Origin of the sequence: Sulfitobacter mediterraneus (assembly GCF_016801775.1) — a bacterium.
Classification (GTDB): Bacteria; Pseudomonadota; Alphaproteobacteria; order Rhodobacterales; family Rhodobacteraceae; genus Sulfitobacter; species Sulfitobacter mediterraneus_A.
In genome coordinates this window covers 524,818-538,174 of sequence record NZ_CP069004.1, presented here as the reverse complement: position 1 = coordinate 538,174, position 13,357 = coordinate 524,818, and the positions used below count along the sequence as shown (strand labels likewise).

Here is a 13,357-nt window from a genome sequence, read left to right as displayed (position 1 = left end):
GAGCGCCTTTTATCTTGATTTGGCCTGAAACCACTTGGGTCCGGGGCAACGCCCCGCGAGTTTGCGAAGCGCGGTGATCGTGCCGGAGGTTTAGGGCGTGATCAGTGACACGCCCGGAATGCGCTGAATGGCCAGCACGTCTTCGTCGTAGAGATCGGTCATTTCCTCGACCAGATCTTCGGTCCAGCCATCCATGTCCAGTTCCTCTTCGATCTCGTCTTCGAGCGCGAATTTGTCGAGGAAGGCGGCAATCACCCGGCGCTTCTGGATTTCGGTCAGGTCCGGATGGCCATCCAGATAGGCGCGGAACCTTTGCATGCCTTCCTTGCTCATGATCGAAGCCAGCAGATCAAACCCGCCCGCGACCTTTTCATGCGGCTCGAACCCGGCCATCTCGCGAATGATTTGCGACCAGATCAGCGGCATGTCCTCGTTGCACCAGATGGTAATCGGCACATGCGGCACCGCTTCCTTGATGTCTTCGATTGTCTCGGACCAGCGCACGTCCAGCGGGTCATGCGGCCCCCAGAAGGCATCCGGATCTTTCTTGTCCGCCTTCCCATGCAAGATCGGCAAAAGCGCCGCCGGATTTCGGATCGCCAGAAAAATCTCAAGATCGTCATCAGGGAACAGTTCGGCCATGAACCGCATGCGCCGCGCGGCTGCGGGGTAAAGCTGGCCTTTGCGCACCGCCGTTGCTGGGGTGCGGAAAAAGTTGGGATCCGAAAGGATCACCCTATCGGCCTTGCTGCCATCAAGGATGACATCCAGCAGCACCTCACGCGCCTCGGCGGAGGCCGGAGTGCGGTGCATGGCGTTCAAAGTGTCGCGGATCAACCCGCGGTAACTGTTCGGTCCGGGCACAGCGATCCCGCGTTGACCAAATTCACCCTTGTTGCGCAGCAGCGATTTCATCAACCGCTCTTGTTCTGTGAAATGCGCACCTGTGTGCAAGATCAATTGCATGATCAACCGCTCGATTTTATTGCTATGGCACGTTGAATACAGCGTTGAAGCGCTTGTGTAAAATGCCAATCCGCCGCTGCCTGCAGGGCATTGCAAACCCAAGTTGAGCGCTGGCCAAAGACACGCCAAATGGGCGAAGTGAAATTTCCTGACTTTTGCCCAAGAGAATGTCTTGCATCCCCCCAAATCATCTTTTAAAGAACGCCCACGCTAGGCGGTGACACGCACCGGACAGCACTGACATCTTCGATGTCTGCCCCTATAGCTCAGCTGGTAGAGCAATTGATTTGTAATCAATAGGTCCGCGGTTCGAGTCCGTGTGGGGGCACCATTTCAATCAATCAGCGCCTTGTTTCTACTGGAAAGATCCAGATTTCTGGCCTTACCGATGTAGTCCACGGCCCGGCCCGCTGATGCCCCTCGGGCCAGTCAGCGCGGCAATCAGGCCCCAGCCGCACAGTTTTTGCACAGTGGTGCATAAAGAACGGCGTTCAGCCGTGCCTCGGAAATCGGCTCTTCACATTTCTTGCAGATGCCAAAGCTACCGTCCTTGATGCGCTTCATTGCAAGGTCAAGAAGCGCGATTTCCTTTTGGGCCGCCATCCCAAGCCCCTCAAGCACCTCGTCATCTTCAAGATCGATCGACTGGTCGTTCATATCGGCAGACTTGGGTTCGCCAAGCTCGTGATCGACATCGTGAATGCGGTCATCCAGTTCTTTCATGCGGGCGGAAATCAGTTCTGCGTAGTGGGTCAGGTCAATCATGTCTGTTCCTCGTTGGTTTGCCCGAACATTATGATCGGAAATCCATTTCTGCGTATTGACTGGGATCAAGCGCAGGAATTTTTCTCCGAAAAAACAACGGTGCGCACTGCCCACCGAACACCGTGCCGGGCAGCGATTTTGCCGACCTGTGCCAATCAGCCCGTGCAACTGCGGAACACGCCAGACCTGCATATCCGGACTGTGATTTGGCAGGTCAAAACCCGGCGCATTTGACATGGCTCAATGGCAAGCAGGCGGGGTTGAGCGATGATAGGCTCATGAAACAGGAACATGGACATAGCCGCAAGGAAATCGCTGACCGTCTGTCGGCGGGCCATCGGCACAGCAACCTCAAAGACATGATCTATGGCGGGATTGATGGCGCGGTTACGACCTTTGCCATTGTTGCAGGGGTCGAAGGCGCGGGATTGTCGCACAGTATCATTGTGGCCCTTGGCCTTGCCAATATTCTGGCGGATGGATTTTCGATGGCAGCGAGCAACTATTCAGGCACCAAGGCAGAACTGGATGATCGCAAACGCATTATCCAAATCGAAGAACGCCATATTGCAGAGCACCCAGAAGGCGAATTGGAAGAGCTGCGGCAGATATTGCAGATGCGCGGCCTTTCCGGTGACGTGCTTGTTCAAGCGACAAGTGCCATTGCCCGCAGCCGCGACAAATGGATCGGGATGATGCTGACGGATGAATACGGGCTGGCGCCCAATGATCCCGAACCCATGCGCGCCGCCCTTGCGACGTTTATGGCATTCATGATCGCGGGATCTGTGCCTTTGATACCCTTCTTGTTTGGGCTGGCAGATGCGTTTCCCATTGCCATCGTTTCGACCTTGCTCACCTTCTTTTTCATTGGCGCTGCCAAAAGCCGCTGGTCACTCGCCAAATGGTGGCGCTCAGGCCTTGAAACATTGCTGATCGGGGGCACGGCCGCTTTGTTGGCTTATGCTGTTGGTGGATTGTTCCATCCGTAAGCGCAGGCATTGAGGGGCATCAATTCGGGCACGCCAGAACGTGTCGAATGAGAAGCAACGACGGTGGCTCCTCGTTCCCAGATGCCACAGGAAAATTCTCCCGCAAGGGATGCGATATTGTGGTGAAGCCAGGGTGATTAGTCACCCGGACCGCCGAAACCGCTCAGGCAACGCTCAATTTCCACCTTTGGCGGGGCGCGCAGCGTTTGCAGGATGACGCAGCTTCGTTCGGCAGCGTTAATCAGGGCGTTCAGATGCGGCTCCGGCAAATCACACTCTGTTCTCAGATCGACCTTCATATGTGCGCTTTGAAATCCGACGGGCACGCCCTCCCCTGTCATGAGCGCCCCGCGCACGTCTGCACCAAGGCTGACCTGCACTTCGAGGTGGCTCAACTTGATCTCCTTGAGATTGGCAATCATGCGGATCGCCGTGTCAAGGCAACTTGCCAAGGCGGCGGCGAGAAGTTCGCCCGGGCAGGGAAAATCGCTTTCTCCTCCGACGGCTTTGTGGACAGATACCGGGATATCCAAAGGGATGCCTTCGCCGCAGACAACATGCCCATGGATCGGGTGATCGGCGGGCACTTGGGCATCAACAGTCCTTGCGTGGTCATGCACCCATGCAGCCTCCGGTGTGTCATGATAGCGCTTGCGCAGGGGCAATTGACGGTCGGAGATATTGCTCAGCGGTCTCTGTGCGAAGGATTGAATGTGGCTCAGATGATTGGAATCCAGTGTCATTTTATCGCCCCCGTCCAAGTCCGGGCACAAACGCGGGAACCTCACGTTGATAGGTACGGTAGTCCTCACCGATTTGGGCAACCAAGTCCCTCTCTTCGAGATGGAGTACAGCGATGACGATGTATCCCGTGGTCACCACTGCAAACAGCAGATGCCCGACTGACATGGTTGGCGTTGCCCAAAAGGCAATGAGAAACCCGGTCATGATGGGATGGCGCACCACTTTGTACAGGCCAAATTTGATGAACCCAGGTTGCGTCGCCGTGCGCCTTTTCAAATTTGCATAGATTTGCTTGAGGCCGAACAGATCAAAGTGATCAATCATGAAAGTCGAGGCCAGAACAACCAGCCAGCCGACCCAGAACAATGTGGTCAGCACCGCTGCGATGATCGGAGTGTTGATATGCCATACTGGCGCCGGCAGCGGCTGCCAGAACACAAAGATCAGGATCATCGCAACGCAGGTCATCATGATATAGGTGCTGCGTTCGGCGGCTTTGGGGATAACTTTTGTCCAGATGCGTTTGAAAGCGGGACGCGCCATGACGCTATGTTGCAGGGCATAGACAGACAACAGTGCCAGATTGATTATCAGCGATCTTGCAACCGGCCCCTGCACCCCGGAATCAATGGATTTGGGCACCAGAATGTTTCCAACGAAACCAATGGAGTACAGGAACGTTACTAAAAAGATGACGTAGGCGGCGACGCCATAAATGAATGTCAGTGATCGGCCCATGGCAGGTTCCTTGCATTGCGGCACCACCCGTGAATTCGGGCTTACTTCAAGGATGGGCGCTGGAAAGGGTTGGAGATACTCCGGATTATGTACCAAACGACTACTGAATCCGTAGTAGCCAGCCCCCCACGCGCACTATAGGCATCATGGATGGATAAAAAATCTAAGAACCTATCAGGCAGCCTCTGCCCGGCAATGGCATCGGCAGATCTATTGGGCGACAAATGGACCCTCTTGTTGCTGCGCGAGATGTTCTTGGGAACCACAAGGTTCAGCCGGTTTCAAAAGGCCATCCCCAGAATGTCCCCATCGATCCTGAGCAAACGGCTCAAGACACTTGAAGCGGCAGAGATCATCATTCGAAAGGCAGCGCCATCTGGTCAGGCTACCGAATACAAGCTGACCCGCTCTGGCCGGGAACTGGGGCCAATAGTGGAAAACATGGCTGTCTGGGGTATGAGGTGGCGAAAACGCAGCATTGCGGCGCAAGATTGCGATGTTGGCGGGTTCATGTGGGATTTCCACCGAACGCTGAACACCTCTGGCCTGCCTGACGGAGAAACCGTGATCCTCGTGCAGATTTCCGACCGCACGGATCTGAACACTTGGTGGGTGATTGTAAACGACGATGATGTTGACCTTTGCACCGATGATCCGGGGCATGATGTTGATGTATACCTGACAGCACCGCTTGCAAATCTTATCGCACTCTGGCTGGGCGATGTCGGTGTGCAGCCTGCCGTTGATGACCAAACCATCTATTTGGACGGGCCAAGGCATCTTATGAACACAGCGCAGGATTGGATGGCCCAGTCCCCCCTTGTCGGGGTGCGGCCTGCTGCTTCTGCGCGGTGACATTTCAGGCCTCGTAATGCTTGGGGACTTTTCGCCATGCGCAGCATCGCAGAAACCTGCAATGTAATCCCCGATCAGCCATTCCCTGCCGCCTGCATAAAGGGCCAGAACGATCATCTCAAATCTACTGTCCGAACGCATGATGCCCGACCGCCATTGACAGGCAATTCAAGCACGCACGCTGCGGCGCTGTATGCGCAGTCGCCTCAACTTTCCGATCAGGGCACCTGGCGTCTATCGTAGCTGCGCGGATGTGTTGACCCAAATCAATGTGGGCCATGCGATTAACCCTAAGATGAAAGCGATTGCGGGCAATGCTCGGTCTTGGGGGTGCGACGATGGATAAGACATCTCGAAAAGCGGTACATCTCAAGCGATCCATAGGCCTGCCCGGACTTGTTCTGTATGGCCTTGGCGTCACAATTGGTGCTGGCATCTACGTTTTGGTTGGTGAAACGATTGTGCGTGCGGGCTCATATGCACCTGCCGCATTTTTGCTTTCCGCCATCGTAATGGGATTTACGGCGGCCTCCTTTGCCGAATTGTCCGGGCGGGTTCCACAGGCCGCGGGCGAAGCGGTCTATGTCGAACGGTCATTTGGTCTTCCCTGGCTGACGATACTGGTCGGCCTTGCTGTTCTGGTCGAAGCGATGGTCGCAGCTTCGGCGATCGCGGTGGGGGCAGCAGGCTATGTCGGAGAGTTGATACATCTGCCAGAAGAAGTGCTGGTGGTCTCCATCGTCCTTTCGATGGCCACGATCGCAGCATGGGGCATACGGGAATCCGTGGCCATAGCGGGTGCGATGACATTGGTGGAGGTTATAGGCCTCGTGGTCATTATCGTCTTTGGGCTTGTTGGCGATCCGGGCAGCATAAGCGCGTTGCCATCTTCACTTATGCCCCCGGCATCGGATGGTGCGGCCCTTTCTGGCGTGTTGGCCGCGAGCATGATCGCATTCTTTGCATTCATTGGTTTTGACGACGTCGTCAATCTTGTCGAGGAAGCCAGGAACCCATCCAAGATCATGCCATGGGCCATTGGTATCACGCTATTCGTGGTAACTGTGCTCTATATTTTGGTATCGTTTGTCGCAACGCAGACTGTTTCTGCCGAGGGTTTCGCGGGCACATCTGCACCTATCAGCTTGCTCTTTGAAAGCCTGACCGGACTGCCCCCGCTTGCCATTACCCTGATCGCAATTGTCGCGACCATGAACGGTGTTGTGATCATCCTTATCATGGCCGCGCGAGTGGCATACGGCATGGCACAGGAGGGTCGGCTTCCAGCTTGGATCGGCGTTGTATCCCCGCGCACGCAAACCCCTCTCAGAGCAACAATACTGGTCGCAACAGCGGTGTTGGTTATGGCAACAATGATCCCTCTGGATAAACTGGTGGAAACATCGTCCGAAGTGCTCTTGGCGATTTTTGTTTTGATCAACCTGGCACTGGTGTGGATGAAGCTCCGGCATGCCCCTGCACCGGCAGGTACGTTCAAGGTGCCTATCCTATTGCCCATTGTCGGTGCGATACTTTGCCTGGGACTATTGATCGGTGCGTCCCTCGTCGGAAGCGAGATCTGAAAGATGCAACAGGTCCGGCCGCTGTGCGCTACTTTTGCTCGGGGAATCTGGGCCGCGCGGCACTCAAAGGCTCAAGGCGAGGATTGAACCCATGCGGATTTGGAGACACCGGGTTGCGCCGTTTCTCATTGTTCTGAACACATCGCGAACGCTGGCCTGCTGTTCTAAGGCCAGCCTGGTCTGCCTCGGCCCCTCTGGCCAAGGCAAATGGTTCAAGATGGGCAGGTGATCAACCTTTGAGGCGCTCAACAATGCTTTGCGCGGTAACGGTGCCGACGGTGCCTATGGTGTCCGTGACGTTCAGAGCGGTCTGTGCGCCGCTGAGTTTATCAATCAGGTCGGCCACGGGCGTTTCGGCCGGAACTTCGGCGGATGCGGAACCGGTCTGCGCCCCCATCACATCCCTTGCCGTCAGAACGCCAAGCGGGTTCATATTCGCCACAAAATCCGCCACATATTCTGACGCGGGGTTTGAGAAAATCTCGCGCGGGGTGCCCAGTTGCACGATGCGCCCCCCTTCCATGATCGCGATGCGGCCGCCCAGCTTGAAGGCCTCGTCCAGATCGTGGCTGACAAAAATGATCGTCCGTTTCAGATCGCGTTGCAGGTCCAGCAATTCGTCCTGAAGCCGGGTGCGGATCAGTGGATCAAGGGCCGAGAACGGCTCATCCATCAACAGGATCGGCGCTTCGGTGACAAAAGCGCGGGCGAGGCCCACGCGTTGTTGCATACCGCCCGACAATTCGCCCACTTTGCGGTCCGCCCAATCGGACAGGCCCACAAGGGCCAGTTGTTTGTCTGCACGCTCAAGGCGTTCTTTCTTGGGCACATCCGACAATTCCAGCGCCAGTGCCACGTTGTCGCGCACGCTGCGCCAGGGCAGCAGGCCAAACTGCTGAAACACCATGGATACGCATTCGCGGCGCACCCGGCGCAAATCCGCGGGGGAGCAGCCCTGCACATCGCAGGACCACGCCCCATCGTTCACGGTGACATTGCCGCGCACCACGGGGTTCAGCCCGTTGACCGCCCGCAGCAGCGTCGATTTTCCCGACCCCGAAAGCCCCATCAACACGAGGATCTCGCCCTCTTCGACCTCGAAGGAACAATTGTGCACGCCCAGCACCTGCCCCGTGGCGGCTTCGATCTCTGCACGGCTTTGGCCGGCGTCCATCAGCGGCAGGGCTTTGCCCGGCTTTTCGCCAAAGACGATGGAAACGTTATTGAATTCAACAGCTTTGGTCATTTTCCGCCCACCCGCAACATTCGATCCAGCATGATTGCGACCACGACAATGATCAGCCCGCTTTCAAAGCCAAGGCCGGTGTTCACTTGATTGAGCGCGCGCACAACCGGCACGCCGAGCCCGTCCGCACCCACCAGCGCGGCAATCACCACCATTGACAGCGACAGCATGATCGTCTGGTTCAGCCCGGTCATGATCTGCGGCAGCGCATAGGGCAGCTCGATTTTCCACAGGGTCTGGCTTGGCTTGGCGCCAAAGGCTTCAGCGGCCTCAAGCAGCGCCTTGGGCGTAGAGGAAATGCCCAATTGCGTCAGGCGGATCGGGGCGGGCAAAACAAAGATCACCGTGGCGATCAGACCCGGCACCATGCCGATGCCAAAGAACACGATGGCCGGGATCAGGTAGACAAAGGTCGGCAGGGTTTGCATCAGGTCCAGCACCGGACGCATGAAACGGTACAGCTTGGGCCGGTGCGCCGCCGCGATGCCGATGGGCACGCCCACACCCATACAGACCACACAGGCCGAAAGCACCAGCGTCAGGCTTTCGGTGGTTTCCTCCCAGTAGTCCTGATTGAGAATGAACAGAAAGCCCAGCACAACAAAGACCACGGTTTTCCAATTGCGTTGGATCACCCATGTGAGCGCGGCAAACAGCGCAATGATGATCAGCGGATGCGGGGTTTGCAGCACCCAAAGGATCGCGTCGATCAATTGTTCCATCAGCAAGGCCAGCCCGTCAAAGAACCACGCGCCATTGATCTGCAGCCACTCGAACATCGCCTCTGCGACGTCGTCGATTGGCACTTTGTTTTCTGTCAGCCAGTCCATTGCGTCCCCCGCCAAACTGTTGTGCATTCAAAAAAGATGCCCGTCCTATGGTTAAGAACGGGCATCTTTCGATTGTGGGCTGATCTTACTTCAGCGCGTCTTTGGCGGCCATCATCGCGTCGCCGCCGTCCTTGGTGGTGACCCCTGCCAGCCAGCCGTCGAGCACCGATGCATTGGCCTTGAGCCAATCTGTGGCGGCCTCTTCTGGATCTTTGCCATCATCCAGAATGGCACCCATGATTTCGTTTTCCATGGCCAGCGTGAATTCCATGTTGCCCAGCAGTTTGCCAACGTTTGGGCATTCCGCGGCATAGCCGGCGCGGGTGTTTGTATAAACGGTCGCGCCGCCCAGATCGGGACCAAAGAAATCATCGCCGCCCTCAAGGTAGGTCAGCTCAAAGTTGGCGTTCATCGGGTGTGGTTCCCAGCCGAGAAAGACAACCGGATCGCCCTTGCGGTTGGCGCGGGCCACCTGTGCCAGCATCCCCTGTTCGGAAGATTCCACAACTTCAAAGTCTTTGAGACCAAAGGCGTTGTCGTCGATCATCGACTGGATCAAACGGTTGCCGTCATTTCCTGCCTCGATACCATAGATCTTGCCATCCAGCGCTTCGCCTTTGGCGGCGATGGCGTCAAAGGAGGTGATGCCCATGTCGGCGGCAGCCTTGTTCACGGCCAATGTGTATTTAGCCCCCTGAAGGTTGGCGCGGACAGTGTCGACTGTGCCAGCCTCGCGGTAAGGGGCAATGTCCGCTTCCATTGTGGGCATCCAGTTGCCAAGGAAGACGTCGATGTCGCCCGCTGCCATGGAGGTATAGGTCACAGGCACCGACAGGATCTTGGTTTCGGTGTCATAACCCAGTGCATCCAGGACGACGCTGGCGGCGGCGGTGGTGGCCGTGATGTCGGTCCAGCCAACATCGGAGAAGGTGACTTTGTCACAAGAGGCGGCGGCTACAGATGTGCCGATGGTCAGCGCCAATGCGGTTGTCGCAAGCAAGGTTTTCATGGTTCAGGTGACTCCCAGATGATTTTTATTGATTGATGAGCCAATAAAAAAGCAACTGACCTGACAATGCAACATGATTTATCCCCCGGCGCGGGGGGCAGCGGCAAATAGCACCGCGCTTGCGCCCTGCCCGTCCCAGATCATAGACTGTGAGATATTGACGCAGTTTTTTGATCAAGGACACTCCATTGAGCAACGCCCCCTCTCGCCCGGCGCAGCGCACCACCCTGCGCAACTTGCGCATGTTCAGCGGCCTTTACCTGCTGGCCTATGTGACCTGTCATTTGCTGAACCTGTGCCTTGGCATTCTGTCGGTGGATGCGATGGATGCTGCGCGCCCCTATCTTTCGGGTGTCTGGACCAATGGTGCGGCCTCCTATGTCACGCTGACGATGCTGCTATTGCATTATTTCGTCGGGCTGTGGTCGATTTACCAAAGGCCAAGTATCTCCGGCACTGCCCAGGATCTGGTGCAAGCCTTGTCGGGGCTTACGGTTCTGCCCTTACTCGCCACCCATGCGATTGGCGTGTCGATGTTGCAGCAATCGGGCGTTTTGGTGGATTATGTCCTGATCAACCGGATTTTCTGGCTCAGCAATCCGGGCATCGGATTGACGCAGGTGGTTCTGTTGTCGGTCGTTTGGGTACATGGCTGTGCGGGCCTGTTCATGTGGCTGCGCGCCAAGCGGGCGGCAGCGGGGTATTTGCCCTGGCTTTACCCAATGGCCGTGGCAGTGCCGGTTCTGGCGTTGATCGGGTTTGCGCAGGCCGGGCGGATCGTGCTGGCCGAGGGCGCGGGGCCGGAATTGATCCGCGATCCGGCTTTCGTGGCACCGATCCCCTTCGGCCTGATCAAGACTGTCACAAACTGGGTGATCTGGGTGTCTGCTGGGCTGGCTGCGCTGGTGCTGGCGGGGCGCGGTTTGCGCAACTGGCTGGCGCAGAATGTGCGGGTGACAGTGACCACCGAAGATATCGGGCGGATTGCCCCCTTGACGGGTCAAAGCCTTCTGGACGGGTTTCGCCGCGCCGATCAGCCCCATGCCAACCTGTGTTCCGGGCGCGGGCGCTGCGGCACCTGCGCGGTGCGCATTCTCGATGTGGCAGGCAATCCGCCGCCACCGCCCACCCCGCTGGAGCAGATGACGCTGGACCGTATCAACAAGGGCGATGACGTGCGGCTGGCCTGCCAACTGCCACTTGAGCATGGCACCGAATTGACCGTCGCACGGGTGTTTCCGCCGGATTTCAGTTTTGACAGCCCCCGCGTGGCAGAACCGGCGCGGCATACCGATGAGGTGCCTGCATGATGATCCGCCTGATCCGCGCCCTTTCGCTGTGTTTGGGCCTGTCCTTGGCGGGCGTCCCCGCCAACGCGCAAGACACCAGTGCTGCGCCCGTTGATGCCCCTTCCGCCAATGATCTGCACGAATTCACCCGACTGCTGGCCGATCCGCGTATTCAAGGATGGCTGACCGCTCAGGCGGACACCGCCGAAGTGATCGCCGAGGACAACGGCGCAACCTTTCGCGAAGAGGCCGAGGCTGTTCTGACCGGCATACGGGCGCGGATTGGCGATCTGGGGCAGGCATGGCGCGCTTTCCCATCTGCCCCGGCCTATATTCTTGAGCGCTGGCAAACCAAGGTCACCCCCGCACAACAGGTGCGCGGCCTGACCTTTGTGATGATTTTTCTGTTCGTGGGCGCGGGGCTGGAATGGCTTTACCGGCAATACACCAACCCGGTGAAACTGCGCATTGAGCTGCAACACGTCAGCACCGTGCGCGAACGGGTGACGGCGGCAACCTTGCGGTCGTTGATCACCTTGACCGGTTTGGCGATCTTTGCGGTTGGCAGCATTGGCACCTTTGCCGCCTTTTCATGGCCGCCGACATTGGAAACCTTGGTGCTTAACCTCTTGGTTGTGGTGTTTGGCGTGCGGGCAATCCGGGCGGTGCTGGTGTTGTTTCTGGCCCCCTCGGTCGAGGAGTTGCGGTTGCTGCCGCTGTCCAATCCGGTGGCCAAATTCCTGTCCAAACTGCTCCTTTGTCTGGCCGGGTTCTTCGTGCTCGCCGCGTCTATGGCAGATGTCTTTGGGCGCATCACCGGCAGCGGCGGACAGACGCCGCAAGCCCTGGGCGTGAGCCTTGCGCTGGCTACTTTGGCGCTGGTTCTGACCCTGGCCGCAGTGATCTATGGTTTTCACAAGATCGGGGCAATCCTCGCCCTGCCCCGCAGCCGCACACAGCGGCTTTGGCGGGTCTATCTGTGCGTGCTGGCGGTTCTGGTCTACGCCGCGCTTTTGCTTGATCTGCCCCCCTTGATGTGGAGCTTTGCACTGCTTGGTCTCTTGGTGCCCGGTCTGCGTTTGCTGCGGCTTTGGGTGGATGACAGTTTTGACCGCGCCAAAGCTGAGGTGATCCGCATTGAAGCGCCCGACCCTGATGCCGCGCCGCAAGACGCAGGCGATCTGGCTGAAGCCGCCCAGGAAGAACCGGCCGAAGAGACAGACGCGCCCCTGCCCGATCATCCTTACGAAAGCTATCGCCCGCTGGCGCAGCGGTTGGTGCGTTTTGTGGCGCTGTTTGCGGTCGGGATCATTCTGGCGTTGGTCTGGGACTTGCGGGTCTTTGAACGCGCGGCAACGCCGACATTCTCGGGCCGCGCCCTGCGGGTGCTGATCGACAGCGCGGTGGCGCTTTTGCTGGCGGACCTGGTCTGGGTCTGGGCCAGTTCGGCCATTGACCGCAGATTGGCCGCCTACCGCCCGCCCGAACCGGGTACAGCGCCGGGGCCAGAGGCGCGGATGGCCACCTTGCTGCCGTTGCTGCGGGTCACATTGATGGTCACGTTGCTGGTGATGGTGGCGATGTCTGTGCTGTCCTCGCTGGGCGTTAACATCGCGCCGATCCTCGCCGGTGCGGGCGTGTTGGGCATCGCCATCGGATTTGGTGCGCAGTCACTGGTCAAGGATGTGGTCTCGGGGATCTTTTTCCTTGTCGATGATGCGTTCCGGGTTGGCGAATATGTCGAAATTGACCAGCTCCGCGGCACGGTGGAGAAAATCTCGATCCGGTCCCTGCAGATCCGCCATCACAGAGGCGCAGTTCATACCCTGCCCTTTGGCGAATTGCGTCATCTGACCAACCATTCGCGTGATTGGGTGATCATGAAGCTGGAATTCCGCGTGCCCTTCGAGACCGACCTGAAGCTGGTCAAGAAGCTGATCAAAAAGATTGGCGCGGAGATGCTCGAGAACGAATTCTACGGTCACAGCATTATCGAAACGCTCAAGTCCCAAGGTGTGCGGCGGATGGAAGAGTTTAACATGGTGGTGGGCGTCAAGTTCATGACCCGCCCTGGCGAGCAATGGCTGGTGCGGCGCGATGCCTACCAGATGGTGCGCGATGCCTTTGAAGCCAACGGCATCCGCATGGCCGAGCGAAACGTCAAGGTCGAAGTGGCCGGATCTGACAACATGACCGAAGAGGAACGCACGGCGGTCGCAGCCGCCGCCCAGCAGGCCACGGAAACCCAACTTGGCCCCAAGGCGCCGATCCCGGATGAGCCGTGATCGCCCTGTGGTGCCAACTCCCTTTGTGATGAGGGCGAGAATGACGCACCGATGA

The 13,357-nt window shown here is 57.9% G+C and carries 12 protein-coding genes and 1 tRNA gene; 6 read left to right on the top strand and 7 right to left on the bottom strand.

The features are described from left to right. Nucleotides 1-90: 90 nt before the first annotated feature. Nucleotides 91-966 carry a hypothetical protein gene (locus JNX03_RS02560; RefSeq protein ID WP_203210899.1) on the bottom strand — a complete coding sequence of 292 codons (876 nt, stop codon included), beginning with the start codon at nucleotides 964-966 and terminating at the stop codon, nucleotides 91-93. A gap of 255 nt (nucleotides 967-1,221) precedes the next feature. On the opposite strand from JNX03_RS02560, the gene JNX03_RS02555 reads away from it, so the two are divergent. Next, nucleotides 1,222-1,297 (top strand) — tRNA-Thr (locus JNX03_RS02555). A 110-nt stretch (nucleotides 1,298-1,407) separates the two neighbouring features. On the opposite strand, the gene JNX03_RS02550 is transcribed toward JNX03_RS02555, so the two are convergent. Next, entirely contained in the window at nucleotides 1,408-1,731 is a 324-nt protein-coding gene (locus tag JNX03_RS02550) for a TraR/DksA family transcriptional regulator (protein WP_203210898.1), read from the bottom strand. Between the two features lie 278 nt (nucleotides 1,732-2,009). Here JNX03_RS02550 and JNX03_RS02545 point away from each other — a divergent pair, with 278 nt between their 5' ends. Next, nucleotides 2,010-2,723, top strand: a complete 714-nt coding sequence (locus JNX03_RS02545; RefSeq protein WP_203210897.1) for a VIT1/CCC1 transporter family protein — start codon at nucleotides 2,010-2,012, stop codon at nucleotides 2,721-2,723. A 137-nt stretch (nucleotides 2,724-2,860) separates the two neighbouring features. Here the strand turns inward: JNX03_RS02545 and JNX03_RS02540 are convergent, their stop codons facing one another. Both JNX03_RS02540 and mddA read right to left on the bottom strand, forming a co-directional pair. After that, entirely contained in the window at nucleotides 2,861-3,466 is a 606-nt protein-coding gene (locus tag JNX03_RS02540) for an OsmC family protein (RefSeq protein ID WP_203210896.1), read from the bottom strand. A gap of 1 nt (nucleotide 3,467) precedes the next feature. Then, nucleotides 3,468-4,205, bottom strand: coding sequence for a methanethiol S-methyltransferase (gene mddA, locus JNX03_RS02535; RefSeq protein ID WP_203210895.1), 738 nt, complete (start codon nucleotides 4,203-4,205; stop codon nucleotides 3,468-3,470). A 150-nt stretch (nucleotides 4,206-4,355) separates the two neighbouring features. On the opposite strand from mddA, the gene JNX03_RS02530 reads away from it, so the two are divergent. Both JNX03_RS02530 and JNX03_RS02525 read left to right on the top strand, forming a co-directional pair. Further along, nucleotides 4,356-5,060: a winged helix-turn-helix transcriptional regulator gene (locus JNX03_RS02530; protein ID WP_203210894.1), complete on the top strand. Its 705-nt coding sequence runs from the start codon at nucleotides 4,356-4,358 to the stop codon at nucleotides 5,058-5,060. Between the two features lie 338 nt (nucleotides 5,061-5,398). Next, a complete protein-coding gene (locus tag JNX03_RS02525) occupies nucleotides 5,399-6,643 on the top strand; it encodes an APC family permease (RefSeq protein WP_231024127.1) in 1,245 nt (414 codons plus the stop codon). A 229-nt stretch (nucleotides 6,644-6,872) separates the two neighbouring features. Here the strand turns inward: JNX03_RS02525 and choV are convergent, their stop codons facing one another. From choV to JNX03_RS02510, 3 genes are all read right to left on the bottom strand, one after another. Then, nucleotides 6,873-7,889 carry a choline ABC transporter ATP-binding protein gene (gene choV, locus JNX03_RS02520; RefSeq protein WP_203210892.1) on the bottom strand — a complete coding sequence of 339 codons (1,017 nt, stop codon included), beginning with the start codon at nucleotides 7,887-7,889 and terminating at the stop codon, nucleotides 6,873-6,875. Beyond that, nucleotides 7,886-8,719 (bottom strand): choline ABC transporter permease subunit, encoded by an 834-nt coding sequence (gene choW, locus JNX03_RS02515; protein ID WP_203210891.1) that lies wholly within the window; start codon nucleotides 8,717-8,719, stop codon nucleotides 7,886-7,888. The genes choV and choW overlap by 4 nt, the downstream gene beginning before the upstream one ends. An 85-nt stretch (nucleotides 8,720-8,804) precedes the next feature. Beyond that, nucleotides 8,805-9,728 (bottom strand): choline ABC transporter substrate-binding protein, encoded by a 924-nt coding sequence (locus JNX03_RS02510; RefSeq protein WP_203210890.1) that lies wholly within the window; start codon nucleotides 9,726-9,728, stop codon nucleotides 8,805-8,807. 188 nt (nucleotides 9,729-9,916) lie between these two features. On the opposite strand from JNX03_RS02510, the gene JNX03_RS02505 reads away from it, so the two are divergent. Both JNX03_RS02505 and JNX03_RS02500 read left to right on the top strand, forming a co-directional pair. Continuing rightward, nucleotides 9,917-11,038, top strand: a complete 1,122-nt coding sequence (locus JNX03_RS02505; RefSeq protein ID WP_203210889.1) for a 2Fe-2S iron-sulfur cluster binding domain-containing protein — start codon at nucleotides 9,917-9,919, stop codon at nucleotides 11,036-11,038. Further along, nucleotides 11,035-13,302 carry a mechanosensitive ion channel family protein gene (locus JNX03_RS02500; protein ID WP_203210888.1) on the top strand — a complete coding sequence of 756 codons (2,268 nt, stop codon included), beginning with the start codon at nucleotides 11,035-11,037 and terminating at the stop codon, nucleotides 13,300-13,302. Before JNX03_RS02505 ends, JNX03_RS02500 begins: the two co-directional genes overlap by 4 nt. Nucleotides 13,303-13,357 lie beyond the last annotated feature (55 nt).

Excerpts from the sequence above, each read along its gene's own strand:
- JNX03_RS02560 (WP_203210899.1), bottom strand. The coding sequence starts at position 966 with ATGCAATTGATCTTGCACACAGGTGCGCATTTCACAGAACAAGAGCGG.
- JNX03_RS02550 (WP_203210898.1), bottom strand. The coding sequence starts at position 1,731 with ATGATTGACCTGACCCACTACGCAGAACTGATTTCCGCCCGCATGAAA.
- JNX03_RS02545 (WP_203210897.1), top strand. The coding sequence starts at position 2,010 with ATGAAACAGGAACATGGACATAGCCGCAAGGAAATCGCTGACCGTCTG.
- JNX03_RS02540 (WP_203210896.1), bottom strand. The coding sequence starts at position 3,466 with ATGACACTGGATTCCAATCATCTGAGCCACATTCAATCCTTCGCACAG.
- mddA (WP_203210895.1), bottom strand. The coding sequence starts at position 4,205 with ATGGGCCGATCACTGACATTCATTTATGGCGTCGCCGCCTACGTCATC.
- JNX03_RS02530 (WP_203210894.1), top strand. The coding sequence starts at position 4,356 with ATGGATAAAAAATCTAAGAACCTATCAGGCAGCCTCTGCCCGGCAATG.
- JNX03_RS02525 (WP_231024127.1), top strand. The coding sequence starts at position 5,399 with ATGGATAAGACATCTCGAAAAGCGGTACATCTCAAGCGATCCATAGGC.
- choV (WP_203210892.1), bottom strand. The coding sequence starts at position 7,889 with ATGACCAAAGCTGTTGAATTCAATAACGTTTCCATCGTCTTTGGCGAA.
- choW (WP_203210891.1), bottom strand. The coding sequence starts at position 8,719 with ATGGACTGGCTGACAGAAAACAAAGTGCCAATCGACGACGTCGCAGAG.
- JNX03_RS02510 (WP_203210890.1), bottom strand. The coding sequence starts at position 9,728 with ATGAAAACCTTGCTTGCGACAACCGCATTGGCGCTGACCATCGGCACA.
- JNX03_RS02500 (WP_203210888.1), top strand. The coding sequence starts at position 11,035 with ATGATGATCCGCCTGATCCGCGCCCTTTCGCTGTGTTTGGGCCTGTCC.